General features: G+C 73.5%; 24 protein-coding genes. 10 read left to right on the forward strand and 14 right to left on the reverse strand.

From position 1 onward, the window contains the following. Positions 1 to 162 precede the first annotated feature (162 nt). Together ACWCSU_RS43215 and ACWCSU_RS43220 are read right to left on the reverse strand one after the other, a co-directional pair. Positions 163 to 936, reverse strand: coding sequence for a methyltransferase domain-containing protein (locus tag ACWCSU_RS43215; protein WP_449942356.1), 774 nt, complete (start codon positions 934 to 936; stop codon positions 163 to 165). A 145-nt stretch (positions 937 to 1,081) separates the two neighbouring features. Then, the gene (locus ACWCSU_RS43220; RefSeq protein ID WP_449942357.1) at positions 1,082 to 2,194 is read right to left on the reverse strand and encodes a methyltransferase; all 1,113 of its coding nucleotides are present in this window, start codon (positions 2,192 to 2,194) and stop codon (positions 1,082 to 1,084) included. Between the two features lie 309 nt (positions 2,195 to 2,503). Here ACWCSU_RS43220 and ACWCSU_RS43225 point away from each other — a divergent pair, with 309 nt between their 5' ends. Beyond that, positions 2,504 to 3,580, forward strand: a complete 1,077-nt coding sequence (locus ACWCSU_RS43225; protein WP_449942358.1) for a hypothetical protein — start codon at positions 2,504 to 2,506, stop codon at positions 3,578 to 3,580. 25 nt (positions 3,581 to 3,605) lie between these two features. On the opposite strand, the gene ACWCSU_RS43230 is transcribed toward ACWCSU_RS43225, so the two are convergent. The 8 genes from ACWCSU_RS43230 to ACWCSU_RS43265 all read right to left on the reverse strand — a co-directional run bounded on the left by ACWCSU_RS43230 (position 3,606) and on the right by ACWCSU_RS43265 (position 12,650). Next, positions 3,606 to 4,061 carry a MarR family winged helix-turn-helix transcriptional regulator gene (locus tag ACWCSU_RS43230; RefSeq protein ID WP_357705441.1) on the reverse strand — a complete coding sequence of 152 codons (456 nt, stop codon included), beginning with the start codon at positions 4,059 to 4,061 and terminating at the stop codon, positions 3,606 to 3,608. Positions 4,062 to 4,068: 7 nt separating this feature from the next. Beyond that, on the reverse strand, positions 4,069 to 4,278 hold the full coding sequence (locus ACWCSU_RS43235) for a hypothetical protein (RefSeq protein ID WP_449942359.1): 210 nt from the start codon (positions 4,276 to 4,278) through the stop codon (positions 4,069 to 4,071). After that, the gene (narI, locus tag ACWCSU_RS43240; protein ID WP_449942360.1) at positions 4,275 to 4,964 is read right to left on the reverse strand and encodes a respiratory nitrate reductase subunit gamma; all 690 of its coding nucleotides are present in this window, start codon (positions 4,962 to 4,964) and stop codon (positions 4,275 to 4,277) included. Before narI ends, ACWCSU_RS43235 begins: the two co-directional genes overlap by 4 nt. Beyond that, positions 4,964 to 5,578 carry a nitrate reductase molybdenum cofactor assembly chaperone gene (narJ, locus tag ACWCSU_RS43245; RefSeq protein WP_449942361.1) on the reverse strand — a complete coding sequence of 205 codons (615 nt, stop codon included), beginning with the start codon at positions 5,576 to 5,578 and terminating at the stop codon, positions 4,964 to 4,966. The genes narI and narJ overlap by 1 nt, the downstream gene beginning before the upstream one ends. Then, on the reverse strand, positions 5,575 to 7,155 hold the full coding sequence (gene narH, locus ACWCSU_RS43250) for a nitrate reductase subunit beta (RefSeq protein ID WP_449942362.1): 1,581 nt from the start codon (positions 7,153 to 7,155) through the stop codon (positions 5,575 to 5,577). The genes narJ and narH overlap by 4 nt, the downstream gene beginning before the upstream one ends. Continuing rightward, complete coding sequence (locus tag ACWCSU_RS43255) at positions 7,155 to 10,832, reverse strand: nitrate reductase subunit alpha (RefSeq protein ID WP_449942363.1); 3,678 nt, start codon at positions 10,830 to 10,832, stop codon at positions 7,155 to 7,157. Before ACWCSU_RS43255 ends, narH begins: the two co-directional genes overlap by 1 nt. A gap of 274 nt (positions 10,833 to 11,106) precedes the next feature. Continuing rightward, the gene (locus ACWCSU_RS43260) at positions 11,107 to 11,523 is read right to left on the reverse strand and encodes a MarR family winged helix-turn-helix transcriptional regulator (RefSeq protein WP_357705447.1); all 417 of its coding nucleotides are present in this window, start codon (positions 11,521 to 11,523) and stop codon (positions 11,107 to 11,109) included. Positions 11,524 to 11,870: 347 nt separating this feature from the next. Next, positions 11,871 to 12,650: an SAM-dependent methyltransferase gene (locus ACWCSU_RS43265; protein ID WP_449942447.1), complete on the reverse strand. Its 780-nt coding sequence runs from the start codon at positions 12,648 to 12,650 to the stop codon at positions 11,871 to 11,873. On the opposite strand from ACWCSU_RS43265, the gene ACWCSU_RS43270 reads away from it, so the two are divergent. The 9 genes from ACWCSU_RS43270 (at position 12,570) to ACWCSU_RS43310 (ending at position 21,021) form a co-directional block, all read left to right on the forward strand. Continuing rightward, complete coding sequence (locus ACWCSU_RS43270) at positions 12,570 to 12,746, forward strand: hypothetical protein (protein WP_357705571.1); 177 nt, start codon at positions 12,570 to 12,572, stop codon at positions 12,744 to 12,746. The two genes, ACWCSU_RS43265 and ACWCSU_RS43270, sit on opposite strands and share 81 nt — an antisense overlap. A 168-nt stretch (positions 12,747 to 12,914) precedes the next feature. Continuing rightward, a complete protein-coding gene (locus ACWCSU_RS43275) occupies positions 12,915 to 14,120 on the forward strand; it encodes a CoA transferase (protein WP_357705448.1) in 1,206 nt (401 codons plus the stop codon). Between the two features lie 403 nt (positions 14,121 to 14,523). Continuing rightward, positions 14,524 to 15,207 carry a hypothetical protein gene (locus ACWCSU_RS43280; RefSeq protein WP_449942364.1) on the forward strand — a complete coding sequence of 228 codons (684 nt, stop codon included), beginning with the start codon at positions 14,524 to 14,526 and terminating at the stop codon, positions 15,205 to 15,207. A gap of 5 nt (positions 15,208 to 15,212) precedes the next feature. Continuing rightward, positions 15,213 to 16,001, forward strand: a complete 789-nt coding sequence (locus ACWCSU_RS43285) for a glycosyltransferase family 2 protein (RefSeq protein WP_449942365.1) — start codon at positions 15,213 to 15,215, stop codon at positions 15,999 to 16,001. Beyond that, positions 15,998 to 17,161, forward strand: a complete 1,164-nt coding sequence (locus ACWCSU_RS43290) for a 2-phospho-L-lactate transferase CofD family protein (protein WP_449942366.1) — start codon at positions 15,998 to 16,000, stop codon at positions 17,159 to 17,161. Before ACWCSU_RS43285 ends, ACWCSU_RS43290 begins: the two co-directional genes overlap by 4 nt. Positions 17,162 to 17,166: 5 nt before the next feature. Continuing rightward, a complete protein-coding gene (locus ACWCSU_RS43295; RefSeq protein WP_449942367.1) occupies positions 17,167 to 17,802 on the forward strand; it encodes an HAD family hydrolase in 636 nt (211 codons plus the stop codon). Then, complete coding sequence (locus ACWCSU_RS43300) at positions 17,799 to 18,545, forward strand: NTP transferase domain-containing protein (RefSeq protein WP_449942368.1); 747 nt, start codon at positions 17,799 to 17,801, stop codon at positions 18,543 to 18,545. Before ACWCSU_RS43295 ends, ACWCSU_RS43300 begins: the two co-directional genes overlap by 4 nt. Next, on the forward strand, positions 18,533 to 19,786 hold the full coding sequence (locus ACWCSU_RS43305; protein ID WP_449942369.1) for a lipopolysaccharide biosynthesis protein: 1,254 nt from the start codon (positions 18,533 to 18,535) through the stop codon (positions 19,784 to 19,786). Before ACWCSU_RS43300 ends, ACWCSU_RS43305 begins: the two co-directional genes overlap by 13 nt. Beyond that, positions 19,783 to 21,021 carry a glycosyltransferase family 4 protein gene (locus tag ACWCSU_RS43310; protein ID WP_449942370.1) on the forward strand — a complete coding sequence of 413 codons (1,239 nt, stop codon included), beginning with the start codon at positions 19,783 to 19,785 and terminating at the stop codon, positions 21,019 to 21,021. The genes ACWCSU_RS43305 and ACWCSU_RS43310 overlap by 4 nt, the downstream gene beginning before the upstream one ends. A 3-nt stretch (positions 21,022 to 21,024) precedes the next feature. On the opposite strand, the gene ACWCSU_RS43315 is transcribed toward ACWCSU_RS43310, so the two are convergent. The 4 genes from ACWCSU_RS43315 to ACWCSU_RS43330 form a co-directional block, all read right to left on the reverse strand. After that, entirely contained in the window at positions 21,025 to 21,996 is a 972-nt protein-coding gene (locus ACWCSU_RS43315) for a glycosyltransferase family 2 protein (protein WP_449942371.1), read from the reverse strand. A 71-nt stretch (positions 21,997 to 22,067) separates the two neighbouring features. Beyond that, positions 22,068 to 23,069, reverse strand: a complete 1,002-nt coding sequence (locus ACWCSU_RS43320) for a hemolysin family protein (RefSeq protein ID WP_449942372.1) — start codon at positions 23,067 to 23,069, stop codon at positions 22,068 to 22,070. After that, positions 23,066 to 24,376: a hemolysin family protein gene (locus tag ACWCSU_RS43325; RefSeq protein ID WP_449942373.1), complete on the reverse strand. Its 1,311-nt coding sequence runs from the start codon at positions 24,374 to 24,376 to the stop codon at positions 23,066 to 23,068. The genes ACWCSU_RS43320 and ACWCSU_RS43325 overlap by 4 nt, the downstream gene beginning before the upstream one ends. 111 nt (positions 24,377 to 24,487) lie before the next feature. Beyond that, on the reverse strand, positions 24,488 to 24,916 hold the full coding sequence (locus ACWCSU_RS43330; protein ID WP_364098042.1) for a pyridoxamine 5'-phosphate oxidase family protein: 429 nt from the start codon (positions 24,914 to 24,916) through the stop codon (positions 24,488 to 24,490). Positions 24,917 to 24,929: the final 13 nt, after the last annotated feature.

A 24,929-nucleotide genomic window follows, 5' to 3' on the forward strand; every position in this document is an offset into this window, starting at 1 on the left:
GGCTCCCACCTGGCCCGCATGGAACTCCGCACCGCACTCGACGTCTGGCTCCAACGCATCCCCACCTTCACCCTCGCCGACCCCGACGCCGTCACCTGGGCACCCGGTCAGGTACGCGGCCCGCGCACCCTGCCGCTGCGCATCGGCTGATCCGCCCGACGCTCAACCCACCTCGGCCGTGACCAGGAACAGCAGGGCCGAGGCCAGGAAGGGGCGGGAGGCGAGGTCGTCGAACCACTCCTCGGCGCCGGGTTCGAGGTACCCGGCGCCGACGGCCCTGACCAGGTTGCGGCGCAGGCCGAGGACCTGGTCGGCGGTGGCCAGGTCGCGGAAGACCGGCGCGACCGTCACTACCGACCGCACCGCGAGGCCCGCCTCCGCGCACAACCGGGCCAGACGCCGGCCGAGCGTGCCGTGGCGGATCATCTCGGTGGCGATGAACCGGGTCAGCGTGCGGCCCACGTCCGGGCGCGGCGAGTCGATCAGCAGGCCCTCCCAGTCGGGCTCGGCCATGACGATCCGCGCCCCGGGACGGGCCACCCGGCGGAACTCCGCCAGCACCCGCGCCGGGTCGTCCACGTGCTGCAACACCCGGTCGGTACGGGCCCGGTCGATGCTCCCGTCCGCGACCGGCAGCGCGTGCACGTCCCCGGGGCGCACCTCGACCAGCGGCCGTCCGGCCAGGCGGGCGCGGGCCTCGGCGACCATCACCGGGTCGCGGTCGAGGCCGATCACCCGTCCGGCGGGGGCGACGGCGGCGGCCATGGCCGCGAGGTCCGCCCCCGGGCCGCAGCCGAGGTCGAGCACGGTCTGGCCGGGCCGCAGATCCAGCAGGTCCAGGACCTGCCGCTTGTAGCCCTTGCCGACGTCGGTCGAGGCGACGTGGTCGAGGTAGGCGATCGGGTCGGGGCGGGAGGCGGGGTCAATGTCGATCATGAACCCAGCCAACCAGACGAGTGCGCAGATCCCCGGCGCACCAGGTGAAGGTTCCGTGCAGCCCCGCCCGCCCAGGGGTGGGCAGGGCGCAGCGGGTGGGTCGGTCCGGTTGCGGCTCGGCGCGGTGCGGACCGGGCAGAGTGGGTCAGGTGCGGCGGAGGCGCCACAGGGAGGTGATCTCGCTCGCGCGGGCCGCGTGCAAGGGGTCGGACGCGTCGAAGGCGCGCGGGTGCCGGGGCCTGGCCTGGAGGCGGCCCACGACTCGCAGGCCCGCCGTCGCGAAGGCGGACAGGAGCTCGGCTCGGGTCCGCAGCCCCAGGCGTTCGGCCAGGTCCGACAGGATCAGCCAGCCCTCGCCCGCCGGTTCCAGGTGCTCGTCCAGGCCGTCGAGGAAGCCGCGCAGCATGCGGCTTCCGGGGTCGTAGACCGCGTGGTCGAGGGGCGAGGCCGGCTTGGCCGGCAACCACGGGGGGTTGCAGACGACGAGCGGCGCGCGTCCGGGCGGGAAGAGGTCGGCGTCCAGGACGTCGACCCGGCCGTCCAGGCCCAGCCGCCGCAGGTTGTCGCGGGCGCAGGCCACGGCGCGCGGGTCGCGGTCGGTGGCCACGAGCCGCCGGACGCCCCTGCGGGCCAGGACGGCGGCGAGCACGCCGGTCCCGGTGCCGATGTCGAACGCCCCGGCGCGCGAGACCAGCGGCGCCCTGGCCACCAGGTCGACGTACTCGCCGCGTACCGGTGAGAAGACGCCGTAGTGGGGATGGACGCGGTCGTTCAGGGCGGGCACCTCGACGCCTCTCCTGCGCCACTCGTAGGCCCCGACGATGCCCAGCAGCTCGCGCAGCGAGGTCACCGACGCCTCCGTCCCGGGGCCGTAGACCTCCGCGCAGGCGCGCCGCACGTCGGGGGCACGCCGCAGGGGGACGGCGTGGTCCGGGTCGAGCGGCACCAACAGCCGGCCCAGCACGACGGCCCGCTGGGAACGGGCCTGGCGCTGCTGGTGGAAGGCACGCGCGAGCGAGGGAGCGGGCGGGGGTGGGTGGTGGTCGGCGCGCCGTGCCATGGCGCGCAGCAGCCGGCGGGCGGCGTGGAAGTCGCCGCGCCACAGCAGTGCCGTGCCCTCGCAGGCCAGGCGGTACGCGGTGGCGGCGGCCAGCCGGTCGTCGGCGATCACCACGCGCGCGGGCGGCGGCGAGCCGTTCTCGGAACGCCAGCGGGCCGACCGGGCCTCGCCGTCTTCGGTCCAGCGGATCTCGAGCACTCAGGGCTCCTCATGATCGAACCAGTGATGGTCATGAAGAGCACTTCGACGCGGTGGATCAGCCTGTGGCGGCCTCCCGCGAGGAAGTGCGCGCCGGGGCGTCGCCGAGAACCATGCCAGGCGGTGGGAACGACATGATCAACCTCCTCGTGGGATCGGGAACCCCCTCATCCTAGGGGGTGGCCCTCACGGGCGCGCGTCGAGCGTTGTCAGGATCCTCTTGACCGCTTTCCCGGACAGATCCGGTCAGGCCGGAATACGGTGGGCCGTTGACGATCGGCCACGCCCGCAAGCCTACGGAGCATCTCCATGCGTACCGCAGCGGCAGTCCTCTCCTTCGTGCTCGCCCTCGCCCTCCTGCCCGTCCAGCCGGTGACCGCCGTCACCGGCGCGTCCACCACGTCCACCACGTCCACCGCGACCTCCTCGGCCGCCGCGGCGTCGCTGCCGGGCGGCAAGTCCACCTTCGTCGTCTCGCAGGGCCATCTCCAGGCCGCCTCCCGGCAGAACTGGGTGCGTCTGGGCACCTACCGCTTCGCCGCGAACGGCACGGTGAGCGCCGCCCTGTACCTGTGGTGGCAGCGCTTCCCCAAGGCCAGGCAGCGCACCGGCACCGTGCCCGACCCGAGCTGCACGACGAAGGCCGGCGGCGTCGCCACCCGTCCGCGCGGCTGCGAGGTGCTCACCGCGGGCGGCTACACCGGCGGGCCGAGCGAGACCCGTACGGGGACGTACACGCTGACGGGCAACGTGCTCACCATCCGGTGGAAGATCGCCCAGACCTGGACCGAGCAGTGGGACGTCCGCACTTCGCCCGACGGCAAGCTGGCCCGCCTCGACCTCAAGGCCAGCAGCCTGGCCACGCACGGCTACGGGTACGGCAGCAACGCCGCGGTCGGCACCCGGCGCGCGATGAGCTCGGTGCGGGCCTTCCCCGGCTCGCTCCGGCAGGACCTGACGAGCTGGGCGAGCGGCACGCTGGTCAAGGCCGGCGACCAGCCGTTCGGCCTCTCCTCCTTCCGCGCCTGCAAGTCGACCACCTCGTGCCTGACCTACCTGCAGCCGTCCTCGCGGGGAGCGTGCCAGAAGTCGGGCGGCTGCCCCAAGTTCGGCGGCGGGACGCGGCCCAACGTCAGCTCGATCCAGTACTACCTGACGACGATCTCCAAGTCCGACCGCCGCGACACGCTGTGGCACTGGTGCACGTGCCTGGCGATGGAGCGCGGCGAGTTCTGCTACACGGGCAACTCCCACGTCAAGCCGCTGATGCAGATCATCGACGACACGGGGGCCTTCCGCGGCTGGGTCGGGGTGGAGGCGTCCTTCTCGACCGGCTCGCGGGCGACGGACATGCTGGCGGTGCTGCGCATCTCCGACTTCCGCTGACCGCGAAGCCGGGTCAGGAGCCGGGTCAGGAGCCGGAGCGCAGTTGCTCGGCGGCCTCCTGGTAGGCGCGGGCGGCCCGGTCGAAGTAGTCGAAGAGCACGTCGCGGTGCTCGGCCGGGTACTCCGCGAGGATGTCGCCGATCTTCCGCCGGACGGGGGCCATGACCTCGTCGAGCTCGGCGGGCTTGCCGACCGGCTCGACGATCACCTTGCGGCGGTCGTCGGGGGCGGGGACGCGGCGGACGTACCCGGCCTGTTCCAGCCGGTCGATCAGCCGGGTGGTCGGGCCGGTGGTCAGGCCGGTGCGGGTGCCGAGCTCGCCGGGGGTCATCGGGCCGGCGAGTTCGAGGACGTTCAGTGCGTACAGGTCGGTGGCGCCCAGGCCGCAGGCTTTGGCGCCGGCGTGGCCGTGCAGCATCACCGCGCTCAGGTAACGGCGGTAGAGCCGGCCGGCGTCGGACGGGTCCGGGGTGTTCGGCACACGATCCTCACTTCCTGTTCTCCCTCCTGGAGAAGATAAATCCTCCAAGAAGTAACTTCTTCTGTGAAGTTACCACGTGGGAGGCGCGCAGCCGTCCCAGCGCGAGCAGGACGAGGGTCGTGAGCACCACGGCGGTCAGCAGGACGGCCAGGTGCAGCGGGGTGCGCAGGAAGCCCAGCGCCACGATCAGCGTGGTCGCGGCGGCTTCGGCGCTCATCGGGGCAGGGCGCCACCGCGCGAGCGATAGACGATGTACGGCCTGGCCAGGTACGCGACGGGGGCCGCGAAGGCGTGCACCAGGCGGCTGAACGGCCACAGCGCGAACAGCGCCAGCCCGAGCAGCGTGTGCGCCTGGAAGACGAACGGCGCCGACGCCATGGCGTCCACGTCCGGCTCCAGTTCGAGCAGGCTGCGGAACCACACCGACACGCCGAGCCGGTAGTCGTAGTGGCCGAACGGCCCGAGCAGGGTGGCGATCAGCCCGGCGAGCAGCACGGTGGCCAGCACCGGGTACAGGACGCGGTCGGAGCGCCCGGACGCCCGCCGCACGGCCCGCACGCGCAGCCGCCGCCACAGCAGCACGCCGAGCCCGGCCACCGTGGCCAGCCCGGCCAGCCCGCCGACGACCAGGGCGTTGAGCCGGTACATGGGCTCGGTCACGTGCACGGCCTCGGTGAACCGCTCGGGGACGAGCAGGCCGACCAGGTGCCCGGCGATCACGAACAGCAGCCCGAAGTGGAACAGCGGCCCGCCCACCCGCAGCAGGCGGCTCTCGTGGAGCTGGCTCGAACGGGTGGTCAGCCCGAACCGGTCGTAGCGGTGACGCCAGGCCACCCCCGCCGCGAACAGCACCAGGACGACGTACGGCAGCACGCCCCACAGGGCGATCTCCAGATGTCTCATCAGCGGACCCCTCCGGGAACCTCGGGCAGAACGGTACGGCCGACCCGCTCGGCGGGCGGGCCGAGCGCCACCCGCTCCCGCACGGTCCGGCGGTCGGCGGACGTGGCGCGGGGCAACGTCATCAGCACGGCCTCCACGACGGCGGCGTAGTGGCTGCGGCGCGCGGTCAGGCCGGTGCGCAGCAGGTCGAGGCCGGGCCGGTGGGCCCGCAGCAGCCGGCCGCCGGGGCCGGGCACGCGGGCGGCGAACTCCAGCATCACCGGCAGGAAGTCGGGCAGCTCCCCGGCGCCGGGCTGCCAGCCGTGGTCGCGGTAGAGCGTCTTGAGCTCCAGGAGGGACTCGCCGCGCCTGCGGGTGTCGCCGTCGCCGTAGTAGGTCATGTGGAGCGTGCGGCGGCCGCTGCGGTCGAAGGTGGCCACGTACGCGGCGCCGGCGTCGAGCGCGGGCTGGGCCATGGCCTCGGCGCAGAAGCCGCGCAGGCGCTCGGTGGCGGCGCCGCCCCCCGTGTCCAGCGCGGTGCGCACCAGGTCGAGGCGGGCGGCCCAGTCGTCCCCCGGATAGCTCAGCAGGAGGGAGGCGGCCTGGTGGATCAGGCGGGACCCGTACCGGTTCACTCGCCCGCCTCGCCCTTGGACGGGAACAGGCCGTCGGGTGTGCCCTTGCCGTCCCAGTTGAGGAGGTTGACCCGGCCGCGCAGCCGTTCGTCCTTGGTGACCGGCGGGCTGTGGAAGCCCTCGGCGAGCATGCCGGGGCCGCCGGGGGCGTCCAGGCTGCATCCCGCCTCCCCGGCGTGGTCGGAGGTGACGTAGGCGGTGGGGATGACGTACCGCTCGTCGTACTTGGCGAGGGCGAGCAGGCGGTACATGCGTTCCAGGTCGGCGGCCTCCAGGCCGGTCCCGGCGGCGATGCCGGGGTCCGGCTCGTCGCCGAGGTTGCGGGCCCGCATGTGGGAGCGCATCGCGGCCAGGCGGCACAGCGCGGCCTCCACCGGGGCCGGGTCGCCCGCGGTGAACAGCTCGGCCAGGTAGCCGACCGGGATGCGCAGCGAGCCGATGGCGCCGAACAGGTTGCCCGCGTCCTCGCCGTCGTGGCCGGTCTCGGCCAGCGCGTCGACGATGGGCGACAGCGGCGGGACGTACCAGACCATGGGCATCGTGCGGTACTCCGGGTGCAGGGGCAGCGCGATCCGGAACTCGGTGATGAGCCGGTGCACGGGCGAGCGGCGGGCGGCCTCCAGCCAGTCGTGCGGGATGCCCGCCGCCTCGGCGGCGGCGACCACCCCGGGGTCGGCGGGGTCGAGGAAGCAGTCGAGCTGCGCCTGGTACAGGTCACGTTCCTCGGGCACGGCCGCGGCCTCCCCGACGCGGTCGGCGTCGTAGAGCATGACCCCGAGGTAGCGCAGGCGGCCGACGCACGTCTCGGAGCAGACCGTCGGCTCACCCGCCTCGATGCGCGGGTAGCAGAACGTGCACTTCTCGGCCTTGCCGGTCTGGTGGTTGAAGTACACCTTCTTGTACGGGCAGCCGGACACACACATCCGCCACCCCCGGCACCGGTCCTGGTCGACCAGGACGATGCCGTCCTCCATGCGCTTGTACATCGCCCCCGACGGGCAGGCGGCCACGCAGGAGGGGTTGAGGCAGTGCTCGCAGATGCGCGGCAGGTGGAACATGAACGCCCGCTCGTAGTCCAGGCGCACGGTGTCGCTCACCTTGCGCAGGACGACGTCGGCGGCGAGCTGCTCCGGGCCGCCGCCCAGGTCGTCGTCCCAGTTCGGGCCCCAGGTGACGGCGGTGGGCCGTCCGTCGATCAGCGAGCGGGGCGGCGCGGTCGGCACGTCGTCGCCGAGCGGCGCGCTGATGAGGTTGTCGTAGTCGTAGGTCCACGGCTCGTAGTAGTCGTCGAGGCCGGGGAAGTCGGGGTTGGCGAAGAGCGTGGTCAGGCGGCGCAGCCGGCCGCCGGCGCGGGGCACCAGGCGGCCGTGGCGCAGCCGCCAGCCGCCGCGCCACCTGTCCTGGTCCTGCCAGCCCCGGGGATAGCCCTGGCCGGGGCGGGTCTCGACGTTGTTGAACCAGACGTACTCGGTGCCCGGCCGGTTGGTCCACGTCTGCTTGCAGGTCACCGAGCAGGTGTGGCAGCCGATGCACTTGTCCAGGTTCATCACCATGGCGATCTGGGCCATAGGTCGCATCAGTAACGCACCTCCTGATCCCTGCGGCGGATGACGGTCACCGCGTCGCGCTGGTTGCCGGTGGGGCCGTAGTAGTTGGGGGCGAAGGAGAGCTGGCCGTACCCGCCGATCAGGTGGGTCGGCTTGACCAGGAGCTTGGTGAGCGCGTTGTGCACGCCGCCACGCCGGCCGGTGGCCTGCGACTTGGGCACGTTCACCAGGCGTTCCTGGACGTGGTACATGAACACGGTGCCGGCCGGCATGCGGTGGGAGACGACGGCGCGGGCCACCACGACGCCGTTGACGTTGAGCGCCTCGATCCAGTCGTTGTCGGCCACGCCGATGGCGGCGGCGTCCTCGACGCTGATCCAGATGACCGGGCCGCCTCTGGCCAGGGTCTGCATGAGCAGGTTCTCCTGGTACTCGGAGTGGATCGACCATTTGGAGTGCGGCGTGAGGTAGCGGACGTTCACCGCCTTGCCGCCGTCGGGCGCGGCGGGCAGGCTCTCGCCCAGCGCGTCGAGGTCCAGCGGCGGCCGGTAGACGGGGAGCTGCTCGCCCAGCTCGGCCATCCAGTCGTGGTCGAGGTAGAAGTGCTGGCGGCCGGTGAGCGTGTGCCAGGGCTTGCGGTGCTCGGTGTTGATGGTGAACGGCGCGTACCGGCGGTCGTGCCCCTCCGCGCCCGACCACTCGAAGCTGGCCCCGGCGGGCACCGGCCGGACCTGGGTGTCGGAGAACACCGTGCGGTGCCCGGCGACCGACGCGCCCAGCTCCGACAGCCCCGAGCCGGGGCCGCAGCGTTCGGCGAGCCGGTCGAAGCCCTCGGCGGCGATCCTGCCGTTGGTGGTGCCCGACAGCGCCAGCACCGCCTCGCACAGCTTGACGTCGCTGTCCAGCAGCGGACGGCCCTCGGCCGGGCCTCCGGCGGCCGTGCCGCAGCGCGCGGCGAGCCAGGCCGACTCGGGGACGGGCCGCACGGTGACGCCCTTGACGGTCATGCCCTGACGCTCGGCCAGCGGGCCGAAGGCGGCCAGCTTGTCGGCGATCGCGGTGTAGTCCCGCTCGACCAGCGTCACGGCGGGCATGGTGCGGCCGGGTACGGGCGCGACGCCGCTCTCGCGCCAGTCGGGGACGCCGCCGCCGGGCTGGGCGATCTCGCCGGGCGTGTCGTGCTGGAGGGCGGTGCTCACCAGGTCGTGGGCGACGTCGAGGCGGCCGGCGGCCAGCTCGCTCAGCTTGCGGGCCAGGGAGTGGAAGATGTCGAAGTCGGTGCGGGCCTGCCAGGGCGGGTTGATCGCCGGGGTGAAGGCGTGCACGAACGGGTGCAGGTCGGTGCTGGACAGGTCGTGCTTCTCGTACCAGGTGGCGGCGGGCAGCACCAGATCGGCGAAGAGCGTCGTGGAGGTCATCCGGAAGTCGAGGGCGAGCAGCAGGTCGAGCTTGCCGCGCGGCCCCTCCCGCCAGGTGACCTCCCGGGGACGGTCGCGCGGCGGCGCCTCCTCGGCGGTGGCGTTGTCGGGCGCGCCCAGCAGGTGGCGCAGGAAGTACTCGTTGCCCTTGGCCGAGGAGCCGATCAGGTTGGCCCGCCAGACGGTGAGCACCCGCGGCCAGTTCTCCGGCGCGTCGGGGTCCTCGCAGGCGAACGCCAGCCGTCCGGCCCCGACCTCGCCGGCGATCCAGCGGGCCGGGTCCTCGCCGCCGTCGTGGAGGCGGCGGCCCAGGTCGAGGGGGTTGGCCGCGAAGGTGGGGTAGCTCGGCATCCAGCCCAGCCGGGCCGACTGCGCCACCAGGTCGGCGGTGTGCCGCCCGGCGAACCGGCGGGGCCCGGCCGGGCTGGACAACGTTCCCGCCGAGAACCGTTCGTAGCGCCATTGGCCGGTGTGGACGTACCAGTACGGCGTGCCGGCCATCTGGCGGGAGGGGCGCACCCAGTCGGCCGCGGTGGACAGCTGCTGCCAGCCCGCCAGCGGCCGGACCTTCTCCTGCCCCACGTAATGGGCCCAGCCGCCGCCGTTGACGCCCTGGCAGCCGGTGAGCAGCAGCAGCGTCAGGAAGGAGCGGTAGATGGTGTCGGAGTGGAACCAGTGGTTGGTGCCCGCGCCCATCACGATCATCGCCCGGCCGCCGGTGCGTTCGGCGGTGGCGGCGAACTCCCTGGCGATCCTGATCGCCTGCGCGGCCGGGGTGGAGGTGATGCGCTCCTGCCAGGCGGGGGTGCCGGGGGCGTCGGGGTCGTCGTAGCCGGTGGGCCAGTGGCCCGGCAGACCGGGGCGGGCGACGCCGTACTGGGCCATGAGCAGGTCGAAGACGGTGGTGACGAGCCGGTCGCCGACGCGCCGGACCGGCACGCCCCTGCGGACGACCCCGGGCTCGTCGAAGCGCGGCAGGACCACCTCGGCGCTGTCGCAGCCGGGCACGTGCAGGGTGAGCAGCGGGTCGAGGTCGCCCAGGTCGAGGTTCCAGCGTCCCTGCTCGGCGCTCCAGCGGTCGCCGAGCGTGCCGTTGGGCGCGACCGGGCGGCCGGAGGCGGCGTCGAGGATCATCGGCCGCCACCGGTCCTCCTCTTCCTGTCCGCCCAGGTCGGCCGAGGTCAGGAACTTGCCCGGACGCAGCCCGCCGTCGTCGTGCTCCTCCAGGCCCACCAGGAAGGGCAGGTCGGTGAAGCGCCTGACGTAGCCGGTGAAGTGCGGGGTCTGCCGGTCGGCGAAGAACTCGCGCAGGATGACGTGCCCCATCGCGACGGCGAGCGCGCCGTCGGTGCCGGGATGCGGGTGCAGCCACTCGTCGGCGAACTTGGTGGCGTCGGAGTAGTCGGGCGAGACCACGATCACCTTCTGGCCCCGGTAGCGGGCCTCGGTGACCCAGTGGGCGTCGGGGGTGCGGGTGACCGGGACGTTGGACCCCCACAGCATGAGGTAGGCCGCGTCCCACCAGTCGCCCGACTCCGGCACGTCGGTCTGGTCGCCGAACACCTGCGGCGAGGCGACGGGCAGGTCGGCGTACCAGTCGTAGAAGGACAACATCGGCGCGCCGATCAGCGACATGAACCGGGCGCCCACCGCGTGCGAGGCCATCGACATGGCCGGGATCGGCGAGAACCCGGCGACCCGGTCGGGCCCGTACGTCATGAGCGTGTGGACGTGGGCCGCCGCCGCGATCTCCAGCGCCTCGTCCCATTCGATCCTGACCAGGCCGCCCTGGCCGCGGGCCGACTGGTACCGGTGTCGTTTGCGGGGATCGGTGGTGATCTCGGCCCAGGCCGCGACCGGGTCGCCCAGGCGCGCCCTGGCCTCGCGGTACAGCTCGACCAGGACGCCGCGGGCGTGCGGGTAGCGCACCCGGGTGGGCGAGTAGGTGTACCAGGAGAAGGCGGCGCCGCGGGGGCAGCCGCGCGGTTCGTACTCGGGGCGGTCGGGGCCGACGCTGGGGTAGTCGGTCTGCTGGGTCTCCCAGGTGATCAGGCCGTCCTTGACGTAGACCTTCCAGGAGCACGAGCCGGTGCAGTTGACCCCGTGGGTGGAGCGCACCACCTTGTCGTGCGCCCATCGGCGCCGGTACGGGGAGTCGTTGACCTTGTCCTCGCCGCGGAACACCGCCCGCCGGTCGGGCGTGGTGTCGGCGCGCAGCAACTGGGTGCCCGCCGCCAGCAATCGCGCGGCCGCCGTGTCGGCGGCGCGTTCGGCTCGTGTCAGATGCATGCGTACTCCGCCAGGCACGACACATGACCCCCTTACGTGGAGATGACGCTGTGGGTATCCGCGCCGGTGCGGCGGGGACGGCGCTTCCCGTAACCCCGGAAACCAGCGAATCGACTGAAAGTGATGCGTGCAGTCAGACGACTGTTTCTAGCATGCGACAGTGTCCATATGGAATGTGTTAGTTCCCCGAGAACGTTTCGCCGCCCCCGAAAACACCATTAGGTCTATCGACCGAAATAACGCGAAAAAGGGAAAATGTCGACCGATCAGGCGTTCAGGAGTCGGCCGCCTCGGTCAGCCGCCGCAGCACGTGGACGAGCGTCGTACGGTCGTCCGGGGCCAGCTTCTCCAACGCCTGGCCGATGCGCTGCCGCCGCGCGGCGCGCAGCCGCTCCAGCACCTCCCGGCCGGCCGGGGTCGCGCTGATGCGGATCTCCCGGCGGCTGTGGGCGGCCGGGGCCCTGCTCAGCAGGCCGGCGGTGTCCAGGCGGTCGACGACCCGGCCGGCCGCCGACAACGACATGTCCAGGCGTTCGGCCAGGGAGCGGAGGTTCATCGGGCCGTGCCGGTCGACCGCCAGCAGCACCCGCAGGCGGGGCACCGACAGGTCGCCCAGCGCGGCCATGGCGTCGAGCGTCGCCTCCACCAGCACCAGGGACGCCTCCTCGATGTGCCAGGCCGAGTCGTCCATGACCGCACCTTCACGCGGTGTCGTGGAGCGGCCCGGGATAACTGAAGCCGCTCGTCCGACATTTTTCCACATAACGGGCCACCTGTTCATCACTGCGCCGACGACCGGAAAAGGAAATTCCTAGCAGCGGGCCGGCCCGTGACGCACCCCCCGACCGGTACGAGCGTGGACGACACCGCCCGCCCGGCTGAGCGACGGTGTTCACTACCCATTACAGAGGTTTTCCCCGGAGGTTTTCAAATGGTGATGAATTGCGGATGGCCCCTCAAGCCTCAGTGACACCGATCGGCCCCGCCCGTCACAGGGGACACGCGGGACGACGGGGAGCGGAGGTCGCGCAGGGAGGGTCAGGGGATGCGGGCCACGGCTCCGTAGTTGCCGGACGAGCCGGGCGCGTCGGCGCAGGTGGGCTCGTCCCCGTCCGGACGCCACTCGGGGACCCAGACCAGGCCGGGCTCCAGCAGGTCGAGACCGTCCAGCAGGTCCGCGACCTCGTCCCGGGTGCGCACGGTCAGGCCGGGCAACGTCATGGCGAGCATGCCCCGCACGGCCGGGGCCAGCTCTCCGGGCACGCCGTCGAAGGTGATGTGCAGCAGGCCGAGGAAGCTGCCCTCGGGGGCGGCGTGCCGCAGGCGCTTGATGACGGTACGGGCGCACTCGTCGTCCAGGCTGTGGGCCGACAGCAGCAGCACCGCGATCGGCCTGTCCCAGTCGAGGAACGTCTGCACCACCGGGTCGCCGAGCATCTCGTCCATCTCCCGCACGTCACCGTCGACCACGCGCACCAGGTCGCAGAAGGGCTCGATGGTGGCCTGGGCCAGCGTCAGGGCCATCGGGTCGCTCTCGACGTACACCACGCGGACGTCCGGGCCGGCGGAGGTCAGGCGGGCCACGTCGTGCAGGCGAGTGCCGGCCGACGGGCCGTTCGGCACCCCGCTTCCCACGATCATGAACTGGTCCACGCCTTCGACAGCGGCCAAATGACGGATCACCCGCGACAGGTATTCAAGGACAGCACGGGCCGCGGTGGTGGCGACAGGAGCCACTTGATCGAAATGCCGAACCAGGTCTCTGTCGGCGAGGAAGTTGTTCTTCCCACCGGCGGCGGCATCCAGGATCCGGGTGATCCTGGCGTGCGCCGTGCCAAGCCTGGCCAAATTACGGACAGCACGCTGGCGCATGAGCGTTGCCCCTTTCCCCTCGCCGCCACCTTCTTGCGGTAGGCGATCTTTGGACTTCACTCGTGACTCAGACCATATGTTCCAACAATTCCAGTTAATGACAATGGGGCAGACCGGTTATTTCGGGAAATGTTTGTTACCAGAACTTCCGGCGAGATCATTTGGACGGCGTCCGCGCGTAGGATCGGCGGGGTCGAGGTGGAGGTGGCCGTGCCGGAGGATCATGCAGCGCCGCTGGCCGGGATGCGGATCGTCGAGTTGTCCAGCTTCGTCGCCGCGCCGCTCGGCGGGATGACGCTGGCCCAGCTCGGGGCGGAGGTCGTCCGCGTCGATCCGGTCGGCGGCGGGCCCGACGCGCGGCGCTGGCCGCTCGCGCCCTCCGGCCGCAGCCTCTACTGGGCGGGCCTGAACAAGGGCAAGCGCTCGGTCACCGTGGACCTGCGTTCGGACCGCGGGCGGGAGCTGGTCGCCGACCTGGCCGTCGCGGCGGGCACGGTGCTCACCAACGCGCCGCCGCGAGCCGGGCTGTCGTACGAGGAGCTGGCCGCGCGCCGCCCCGACCTGGTGTACGCGCGGCTGCTCGGCCACCGCGACGGCCGTCCCGCCGTGGACTACACGGTCAACGCCGGGCTCGGCCTGCCGTACGTGACGGGTCCCGCCCACCACGACGGCCCGGTCAACCACGTGCTGCCCGCCTGGGACGTCGCCTGCGGCCTCTACCTGGCCGTGGGCCTGCTCGCGGCCGACCGCCGGCGGGCCGCGACCGGCCGGGGACGCCGCATCGACGTGGCCCTGCACGACGTCGCCCTGGCGACCATGGGCAACCTGGGCCTCCTGGCCGAGGCCCAGCTCCGCGGCGCCGGCCGTCCACGCATCGGCAACGACCTCTACGGCGACTTCGGCCGCGACTTCGTCACCGCCGACGGGCGGCGGCTCATGGTCCTGGTCCTCACCGGACGCCACTGGCGCGACCTGGTCGTCGCGACCGGGCTGGGACGCGTGGTGTCGGCGCTGGAGGAGGCGCTGCCCGCCGACTTCGGCTCCGAGTCCGACCGGTACGCCCACCGGGAGGCGCTGGGCGGGCTGCTCGCGCCGTGGTTCGCCGCGCGTACGGCGGCCGAGGCCGAGGAGGCGCTGACGGGCACGTCGGTGTTGTGGTCGCGGTACCGGACGTTCGAGGAGCTGGCCGCGGGCGGGGCGGCGGCGTTGCGCGCCGAGCCGCTGATGTCCCCGCTCGACCAGCCGGGCGTCGGCCCCCACCTGGCCCCCGGCGGCCCCCTCCTCGTGGACGGCCGCCAGGTCCCGCCGTCGCCCGCTCCCGAGCTGGGCGAGCACACCGACGAGGTGCTGGGCGAGCTGCTGTCGATGTCGGCGTCGGAGGTGGCGGAACTGCGCGCGCGGGGCGTGGTCGCCTAACCCTTGGGCCGTTTCAACAGGCCCGAAAACCGAATTACGGGCCCGAAAGATGACAAGTCGCGGGAGCGCTCCCACAGCCTCGAACAGTCCTCTGAACTGCTGCTTTCCGAATACAGTTCAAGTTTCACACAAAAGGAGCCGGACAAAACACCGCTCAGGCGATTCCGACGCCCGGCCTTGACATCGCAGGCAGGCCCTTTGTGGTCACTCCGGCCGTGAATCGTTCCACCATCTGCCATATGGGCACTGAGCTGGTCTTTCAGGCACGCACTACAACCAGTCAGCCGGTCCGCAAGTTCCGGTGCGTCCGTTATCTGATATTGCGGTGGCCGTCACGGGGACAGGTGACATACTGCGTTGGGAGCGCTCCCGTGACCCTTCGATGAGCCCACGAGGACCGGTAGTGAACCATCCCGACCCCCTGCTCGACGCCCCGCGCCCCTGGGCCGCCCACATCTGGTGGATCGCCCTGGCCGTCGGCGCGGCCGGCTTCGCCTTCGTCTGGCTGGCCACCCCGCACGCCCGCGAGATCGACGCGGCCTGGCAGCTCGCCGCCAAGCTGCTCGCCTTCGCCTGCCTGTGCTGCGCGATCGCGTTCTTCCCCTGGGTGTCGCCGCGCCTGCACTGGCTGCTGTACGTGCCGTTCGTGTTCCTGACCGGCTACCTCATCCCGAGGATCAGCTGGTTCTACTACGGCGACGGCGCGCGGGCCCAGGGCGACAACTTCTACACGCACCTGTACCTGCTGCTCTACCCGGGGATCGTGCTGACGGTCGCCGCCGCGTACCGGATCGGGGGCGGCTCGCCGGGCCGGTGCCTGAAGATCATGGCCACCGGGGTGCTGATCGTGTTCTCCGGCTTCCTCGACGTGATGTGGCAGGTGGTCAACCCGGTCGAGCTCCCCGACCGGATCGACGCCCCGCACATCAACCTGTTCACCGGCGGGCCGATCCCGTTCTGGGGGGCGATCGTGTTCACGCTGGCGCACGTCCCGGTGATCGCCGGGATCAACCTGCTTCCGCTGGATCGCTGGATCGCACGCCTGACCGGGGCCGGCACCGGCGCGGACGCCACCCCGAGGAGGTGACCCCCTTGCCGAACAGGCCGGCCGTCGACGTCTCCGTGGCGGCACCCGCGTACAACGAGGCGGACAACATCGCGGCGGCGGTGACGGAATGGCGGGAGTACCTGGAGCGCCACCCGGGGGTGGGCGCGTGGGAGATCGTCGTGTGCGACGACGGCAGCTCCGACGCGACCGGGCAGATCCTGCGGGAGCTGCGGGAGGGCTGCCCGCAGCTCGTCGTCGTCACCTTCGGGCGCAACCGGGGGGCCGGGGCCGCCATCGCCGCGGCCGTCGCGCGCACCCGGCTGGACTGGGTGGTGCTGCTCGACTCCGACGGCCAGTTCCCGATCGCCAACCTCGACGCGTTCCTGGACCGCATCCGGGACGGCGGCGGGCCCGCCTTCTCGGGCGCGCGGGTCAGGAAGGCCGACAGCCTGCCGTACCGGTGGGGGTCGGCGGCCAGCGGCGCGGTCAGCAACCTGCTGCACCACACCCGCTACCGCGACTTCGACTCGATCTTCAAGGTGGTGCGCGGCCCGCTGTTCAGGGCACTGCCGCTGGAGTCGGCGGGCATGAACTGCTCGACCGAGATCACCGCCCGCGTCGCCGAGCTGGGGCACGCGTGGGAGGAGCTGCCGATCGAGCACCGCGAGCGCGGCGGCGGCAGCCGGGGCTGGCGGTTCTGGCGCGGCGCGCGCGACCGGGCGTTGTTCGTCGGCTATCTCGGGCTGCGCCGCTGGCTGCTGCGCCGGGGCGTGCTGCGGGCGCCGCTCGCGCCGTTCCCGCTGGGCCGCTCCTCTCTGAAGGAGGTGCGATGAGCCCGGTGTCGGTGGCCCTGTTCGGCGGCGGGCGCGGCGCGGCCGGCATCGCCCGCACGCTGCTGCGCACCTCCGGGACGAGCCTGTCCCTGCTGGTGAACGGGTACGACAACGGGCTGTCCACGGGTGCGCTGCGCCGCTGGCTGCCGGGCATGCTGGGCCCGTCGGACTTCCGCAAGAACCTCCTGCTGCACCTCGACCCCGGCGACCCGCGCCACACCCTGCTGGAACGCCGGCTCCCCCCTGGCACCACCCCGGCCGCCCTGGACGCGCTGACCGACGACATCGCCGCGGCGGGCCTCGCGGCGGCGGCACGGGACCTGCGGGTGGTCGCCGAACGCCTGGCCGCCCGGCCCGGCGGGCTCGACCTGGCCGACTGCGCGCTGGGCAACCTCGTGTTCGCCGGGGCGTACCTGCGGCTGGGCGAGGACTTCAACGCGGCGGTAATGGCGTGCGCGCGCACGTTCGGCTCGCCGGTGCGGCTGCTGAACGTGACCGGCGGCGAGAACGCCTTCCTCGTCGCGCTCAAGCAGGACGGCCGGGTGCTGGCCGACGAGGCCGACATCGTCGCGCCGCAGGACGGCGGGGCCATCACCGGGCTGTTCCTGCTGCGCGAGCCGCTGACCGCCGCCGACCGCGCCGCGCTGGCGGGCCGTCCCGCCGAGCGGGTGCGCGAGCTGCTGGCCCGCCGGTCCGCGGACGTCACGCCCAACCCCGAGGCGCTGCGGGCCCTGGCCGAGGCCGACCTCGTCGTGTTCGGCCCCGGCACCCCCCACTCCTCGCTGCTGCCCAGCTACCTGACCCCGGGCCTGGCCGAGGCCGTGTCCGGGAGTCGGGCCGCGGCCCGGGTGTTCGTCGTGAACGTCGGCGGCGACCACGACGTCCAGGGGCTGACGGCCACCGACCTGGTGGACCGCACGCTGGCCTACCTGGGTGACCCGGGCAACGAGCGGGCCACGATCACGCATGTGCTGAGCGGCCGGGGCACGGCCGGGCCCGCCGTACCGGCCTGCGTGCTGGACCGGGGCTCGTGGGCGGGGGCGCGCTGGATCAGCGCCGACCTGGAGGACCCGGCCAGGCCCGGCGCCCACCGCGGCCCGCGTACGGCCGAGGCGCTGCTCGCGGTGCTCGGCGAGGCGTCGCTGGCGCGGGCCGGGTGAGCCGGATGCTTCCCTGGACGGTCTGGCTGTGCGACCTCGACGGCACGCTGGTGGACTCGGCCCCCGCGCACGAGGCCGCCTTCCGCCACGCCCTGGCCGAGCACGCGCCCGCCGCGCTGGAGACCTTCCGCTACGCCGACCACGCGGGCGCGAGCACCGCCGCGGTGGCCGCCCGGCTGACCGGCGGCCCGGCGGCGGCCGCCCGGCTGGCGCGGCACAAGCAGCGGCTCTACCGCGCCTACGTCGAGGCGGGCCTGGTCCGGCCGTTCCCGGGCGCGCACCGCCTGCTGGACGCGCTGGGCGCGGCGGACCGGGCGGCCTACCTGGTCACCGGCGGCAGCCGGGCCTCGGTGGAGCGGGTGCTGTCCGCGTGCCCGCTGCCGGTGCGCGACGTGCTGACCGCCGACGACGTGCCGGTGAGCAAGCCCGACCCGGGGTTCTACCGTGCGGCCTGCCGCCGCTGGGGGGTGCGTCCGGCCGCGGCCGTCGCGCTGGAGGACTCCGCGCACGGCGTGGCCTCGGCCGTCGGCGCGGGCCTGGCGACGCTGCACCTGCACACCGCCGAGCCCGCGCCCGGCGCGGTCGCGGCGCCGGACCTGGATCACATCGTGTCCCTGCTGGAGAGGTGGTCGGCGAGGTGAGCGAACGGCGGCTGTGCGCGGTGATCCCGGCCGCGGGGCGCGGGACGCGGCTCGGCCACGACCTGCCGAAGATCATGATCGGCCTGGCCGACGGCGTCACCGTGTGGGACGTGCTGCACCGGCGGCTGCGCCCGCCGGCCGGGCACGTGCACGTCGTGGTGTCCCCGGCGGGCGCGGGCCCGTTCGGCGAGCTGGTGGCGGGGACGCCCGGGGTGTCGGTGAGCGTGCAGGAGCGGCCGACCGGGATGGGCGAGGCGATCTTCGGCGCGGCCGGCCACTGGGCCGGGTACGAGACGATCCTCGTGGTCTGGGGCGACCAGGCGAACCTGTCGGCGCGGACCGTGCGCCGGGTCGTCGCCGCCCATCCGGGCGAGGGGCTGACCCTGCCGCTGGTGCCGATGGACGAACCCTACGTGGAGTACGAGCTGGCCGGCGGGGAGCTCGTCCGGGTGCGGCAGTCGCGCGAGGGCGAGGAGTGCCGTCCGGGCGGGCTCAGCGACATCGGCGTGTTCTGCCTGGCCACCGCGGGCCTGCGGGAGGCGTGGGAGCGGTACGCGGCGGGCGCGGCGCGCGGCGCGGCCACCGGCGAGGTGAACTTCCTCCCGTTCCTGACGCATCTGTCGCGGGCCGAGGGCTGGCCGGTGACGGTCGTGCCGGTGGAGGACCCGGCCGAGGCGCGCGGCGTCAACACGGCCGACGACCTGGAGTTCGCCCGGCGGGCGTACGCGCGGTGCTCGGGCTGAGGGGGCGCGCGGCGGGCCTCGTCCGGGGCCACCGGTGGGCGGCCGGGCCGACGCTGGTGAGCACGGCGGCCAGCGGCATCGCGGCGGCCACCACGCTGGTCGTCGCGCGTGGGGCGGGGGCGAGCGCGTTCGGGCACTTCACGGTGGTGTTGTCGATCGCGCTGATCGTCACCGTGGCCATGCTGACGAGCCTGCACTACGTCATGCTCCAGGAGCTGCCGAGGGCCGTGCCGGGCGAGCGTCCGGCGCTGGTCACCACGGCGCTGGCGGCGACGCTGGCGGTGAGCGCCGGGCTGGCCGCGCTGGGCCTGGCGGCCGCTCCCCTGCTGACGTCGGCGCTGAACGTGGACGTCCCGACGCTGGCCTACGGGCTGGCGCTGGCGGTGTCGATGACGGTCAACCAGCTCGCGGACGGCTTCCTGCGGGGGCTGGGCAGGTTCGCGCTGGTGGCCCGGCTCAAGCTGGCGGTCGCGGTCGCCTACCTGGGCGCGGCCTGCTTCTGCCTGCTGGTGCTGGGGATCAGGGACGCCGAGCCGTACCTGGTCGCGCTGATCGTGACGAACGCGGCGTTCGCGGTGGTGGCGACGGCGGGGGCGGGGGTGCGCCCGCGGGCGTTCTCGGCGCGGCTGGCCCGCTCGCTCTACCGGCACGGCGCGTACGTGACGGCCGTCGCCGCGCTGACCGGCCTGCTGTTCGGCGTGGACGTGATCTTCCTCAACCACTGGGCGGCCCCGGCCGACGTCGGCGTGTACTCGGTCTACAACGGCTTCCCCAAGCGGCTGCTCGGCATGGTGTTCACCGACGGGGTGCTGCTGGTGCTGCTGCCCAGGATGGCCACCGCCGACAAACCGGTGCTGATGCGGCGGATCGCCCGGCTGGTCCCGGCCGTGGCGGGGGTGACGGCGGTCTTCTCCTTCGCCGCGAGCACCGTGTTCTTCCTGCTCATGGGCGGCGAGTACCCGTACTCGACGGGGCTGACCGCGCTGTCGGCGCTGGGCATCGGGGCGCACACGGCGTTCAACCTGTACTCGGTGGCGCTGTCCATGGACGGGGTGCGCGGCGCCCGCGTGCTGATCGGCTGCCTGCTCGCGGGCACGCCGGTGGCGCTGGCCGTGCCGGCCTGGTGCATCCGGTGGCACGGGCTGGCCGGGGGCCTGGCCGGGTTCGCGCTGGCCAACCTTCTCCTGCTGGCCGTCGTGGCCGTGTCGGCCGCGCGGGTCTACCTCAAGGACCTGTCATGAGAATCGCCTGCGTCGTCAACCAGTTCCCGCCCAACGTCACGGCGGGGCTCGGCCGGTACGTCGAGCTGATCACCCCGTACCTGGCCCGCGACCACGAGGTGACCGTCCACACCCTCAACGTCGGCGGCCTGCCCGTGGACGAGCGGGTGGACGGCGTCACCGTGCACCGGCCGCGCGTCCGGCTGCCCGGGACCCGCGGGCGGCGGCTCAACCGCACCCGCCGGGCCGAGTTCCTGCTGCTGACGGCGCAGGTCGTGGCCAGCAACTGGCGGTACGTGCGGCGGCTGCGCCGCGGCGGGCGTCCGGACCTGGTCGCCGTGCACGACTCGACGAACTTCCTGGCCGGCCTGCTCTGCCACTACCTGCTGCGCCTGCCCGTGGTCCTGCACGTGCACACCACCGAGTACGGCGTGGCCGCGCAGCGCACCATCCGCGACCCGCTGAACCTGTTCGCGGCGCTGGAACGCCGGCTGGCCCGGATCTCCCGGCGGGTGGTGGTGGCCACGCCGGAGGTGCGCGCGCAGCTGCTCGCCGCCGGGTGGCGGCACACGCCGATCGACGTGGTGCCGCTCGGCGGGACGTACGAGCGGGTCGTCGCCGATCCGGCCTTCGACCGGGACGCGCTGCGGAGGGGCGCGGCGGCGCTGCGGGAGCGGCTGGGCCTGTCCGAGCGCGACCGGGTGCTGCTGTTCGTGGGCCGGATCGAACGCCAGAAGGGCGTCTACCAGCTCCTGGAGGCGATGCGCGCGGCGTCGGCCGCCGTCCCGGGGCTGCGGCTGCTGATCGTCGGGGAGGGCGACGAGGCGGGCGTCCGGCGCATCGTGGAGGCGGCCGGGCTGCGGGGACGGGTGCTGACCTCGGGCCGCTTCGTCACGGGCCGCGAGTTGCTGGAGTACTACGAGCTGGCCGACGCGTGCGTGTTCCCCTCGTTGTTCGAGCCGTTCGGGCTGGTGGCGACCGAGGCGATGGCGCTGGGACGGGCGACCGTCCTGGGCGACGGCTTCTCCCGGATCTTCCTCGGGGACGAGCCCGGACGGCCCGCCGTGCGGTTCGTGCGGGCCGCGGAGCCGTCCGACATCGCCCGCGGGGTGATCGAGGTCATGTCGGACGAGGGGCTGCGGCGGTCGCTGGGCGAGCGCGGCGAGCGGTTCGTCCGGGAGGGCCTGAGCTGGGAACGGGCGGCGGAGGCGACGGCGGGGGTCTACCGGGCGGCTCTCAATCCGCCCGCCTCCTGAGCGTCAGGCCGGGCTGCCCCGCAGGACGCGCAGCGAGCCGACGGCGAGCCCGGTGACCAGCACCACGTGCACGGCCAGGTGCACGGCCATGAAGTAGGCGGTGAAGGCGGTGCCGCGCTGCCGGTGGACGAACCGCAGCAGCTCCGGGTCGGCCACCACGAACCACCCGACCAGCACGGCGGGCACCGCGAACAGCACCGGCGCGAACAGGCCGAGCGGCAGGCAGGCCAGCGCCAGCGCGCAGGCGAGGATGCCGGCGCGGCTGTTGGCGTTCTCCGGCTTGGCCGCGCCCCGCCTGGCCGTGGCCAGCGCGAGCGGGATCAGCGGCAGCGCCCGCCGCCACTGCTCCGACAGCACGGGCAGGAACCGATGGCCCTCGTCGTGCCGGCCGACCACGGTGTCGGTCAGCACGATCCGGGTGCGGACGGCCAGGCGGCTGCTGTACTCGACGTCCTCGCAGTCGCGCAGGCTCTCGTCGAGCCGCCCGGCCCCGGTCAGCACCTCGCGGCGGATGGCGGCCAGGGCGAACACGACGCTGTTGACCTCGCCGAGGTGCCGGCGCCGCCAGTGGACCTGGTGCAGCAGCCGGTACCACTCCACCGGGCCGTCGTCGATGAGCGGCTCGGTGTCGTAGACGCCGTGCACGCAGCCGACGCCCGGATCGGCCTCCAGGACGGCGACGGCGTTGGCGACCGCGTCGGGCCGCAGCGCCACGTCGCTGTCCAGGAAGAAGATCACGTCGCCGGTCGTGTGCTCGACGCCGGCGTTCCTGGCCGCCGACACGCCGCGGTTCTCCGGCAGGCGGACGACCCGGCAGCCCAGCTCCTCGGCGATGGCCGCCGAGCCGTCGGAGCCGGCGTCGTCCACGACCACGACCTCGTCGGGCAGCCGGGTCTGGGCCAGCACCGACTCCAGGCACAGGCGCAGGGTCCTGGCCGCGTTGTAGCACGGCACGATCAGCGAAATCCTCGTCACGAGCGTTGCCCTTCGGCGAGTTCCCCGGCCGCGCGGCGGCCCTCCTCCATGATCTCGCAGAGACCCCGTCGTCAGCCAGTCAGGATGCCGCCGAGCACGTCGTCCAGGGTGACGACGCCGAGCACCTGGCCGGAGTCGTCGGCGACGGCGGCGAGCTGGGCGCGCCGGGCGCGCATGACGGCCAGCACCTGGGCCAGGGTGGCGGTGGCGGGCACCTGCGGCAGGGCGCGCAGGGGCAGCGGCTCGCGGGCCCCGTGGCCGTTCAGGGCGTCCAGGACATGAAGGTAGCCGCGCAGCTCGGCGGGGTCGTCGCCGTGCACGGGGAAGCGGGAGTGGCCGTGGCGGCCGGCGTACCGTTGCAGGCCGGCGCTGTCGATGGTCTCCGGCACGCTGACGACCTCGCTCATCGGCACCATCACCGAGCCGACCGGGCGGGCGTGCAGGGCGAGGGTGGCGATCAGGCGGTCGCGTTCGTCCTGGCGGAGCAGGCGGTGGCGGCGCGACTCCTCGATGAGCACGGGCAGCTCGCCGGAGGTGTAGACCGTACGGACCTCCTCGGCGGACGGGACGCGCAGCAGCCGCAGCACCACCCCCGCCATCGCCTTGACCAGCGTCAGCACCGGCCGCGTCGCCCTGGCCAGCACGAACAACGGCGGCACCAGCCACAGCGCGGCCACGTCGGGCGCCGACAGCGCCAGGTTCTTCGGCACCATCTCGCCGATGATCACGTGCGCGGCGACCACCAGCAGCAGCGCCAGCGCGAAGGCGACCGGATGGACCAGGCGCTCGGGCAGCCCCAGGGCGGCCAGCGGCGGCCGTACGGCCTCGGCCACCACCGGCTCCCCCACCGCGCCGAGCACGAGCGAGGCCAGCGTCACGCCGAGCTGCGCCGCCGCCAACATGGTGGGGACGGCGTTCATGGCGGCGAGCACGGCCTGCGCCCGCCGCGAGCCTTCGCGCGCCCGCGGCTCGATCAGGGTGCGGCGGGCGGAGATGAGCGCGAACTCCGCGCCCACGAAGAAGCCGTTGACGGCCAGCAGCACCACGATGACCAGCCCTTGGGCGAGGCTCACGGCCGCTCCCCCGCCTGGCGCGGCGCGGTCAGCGTGACCTGCTCGATCCGGCGGCCCCGCATGGCCTCCACCCGCAGGACCCAGTCGCGCACCGCCACCTCGTCCCCCGGGTCGGGGATGCGGCCGAGCGCGGCCATCACCAGCCCGGCGAGCGTCTCGTACGGGCCCTGCGGCATGCGGAAGCCCGTGCGTTCCTCGACCTCGTCGGCGCGCAGCAGCGCGGGCAGGCCCACCGAGGCGCCCGGCGGGAGCAGCACCGGCGAGGGCTCGTCGGACTGCTCCTCGGGCAGGTCGTACTCGTCGGCGATGTCGCCGATCAGCTCCTCGGCCAGGTCCTCGACGGTGACGACGCCGGCCAGGCCGCCGTACTCGTCGATCACGACGGCCATCTCGGCGCGGGCCGTGGCCAGGCGCTCCTGGACGACCTCCAGCCGCAGCGTCTCGGGCACCTGGAGGGCGGGCCTGGCGATCGCGGCCACCTGGGTGGTGTCGCGTTCGGACGGCGGCACCGCGCAGGCGCCGGGGACGCTGGCGATGCCGAGGATGTCGTCGCGTTCCGCGCCGCAGACGGGGATGCGCAGGTGGCGGCGGCTCCTGGCCAGCTTGAGGAACTCGGTGACGCTGGTGGTGCCCGGCACGGTCACGCAGTCCGTACGGGGGGTCATGGCCTCGCCGGCGGTCTTGCCGCCGAAGCGCAGGGCCCGCTGGAGCATGGCGGCGGTGCCGGGCTGGAGCACGCCGGCCTCGGCGGACAGGCGTACCAGCAGGCCCAGTTCCTCGGGCGAGCGGGCGGAGGCCAGCTCCTCCTGCGGCTCGGCGCCGAGCCGGCGGACGATCGCGTCGGCCACCGCGTTGCACAGCCGGATCAGCGGCCCGCACGCCGCCGAGAACGCCCGCTGCGGCGGCGTCGCCAGCCGGGCCACCGCGAGCGGCCTGGACAGGGCGGCGTTCTTGGGCACCAGCTCGCCCAGCACCATCTGCGCCACCGTGGACAGCGCGATCGCCAGCACGACCGGCACGACCGGGACGCCGCCGAGCAGCGGGTCGAGCAGGTCGGCGATGGCGGGCTCGGCCACGACGCCGAGCAGCAGGGAGGTGACGGTGATGCCGAGCTGGGCGCCCGACAGGTGGAACGACAGCCGTCGCAACGCGGCCTCGACGCCCTGGGCGCCCCGGTCGCCGTCCTCGGCGAGCTGGCGGACCTGGCCGCGTTCGACGGTGACGAGGGAGAACTCGGCCGCGACGAAGACGCCGTTGGCCAGGATCAGGGCGAGGGCCGCGAGCAGGTAGACGGCGTCGAGGAGCACGTCAGCCCGGGCCCTCGGGTAACGCCGCGGGCGGCCGGTCGTACTCAGACTCCACGGGCGAAAGCTAGCATCCGCCTCGGGCGCGCGGAAGTCATGACGAACCGCCGTTGATCAGACGTTGCCCAGCACGCGCGTCACCTGGATCTCCAGCACCACCCTGGACGGGTTGGGCCGGGGCGGCTTGTAGCGGGCGGCGTAACGGCGTTCGGCGTCGGCGACCTGCTCGGGCGCCGTGCGCACGACGGCCCGTCCTTCCAGGGTGGACCAGCGGCGGCCGTCGACCTGGCACAGCGACACCGGCGCGCCGTCCGTGCCGATCAGCCGGGCCTTGTGGGAGGACCCGGAGGTGATCACGCGGGCGGTCGCGGTGTCCAGGTCGAGCGTCACGCCCACGGGCACCACGTGCGGTGGGCCTCCGTCGCGGGCGGTGGCGAGCGTGCACAGGTGCCGCTCCCGCCAGAACGCGGCGAACGCCTCGCCCAGCTCGGCCAGGTCCACGATCCTCCTCAGGGACTCCTCGGGGTTCCGGGCGAGCGACATCGTACAGCGCCCG

The organism is Nonomuraea sp. NPDC001699 (genome assembly GCF_053596455.1).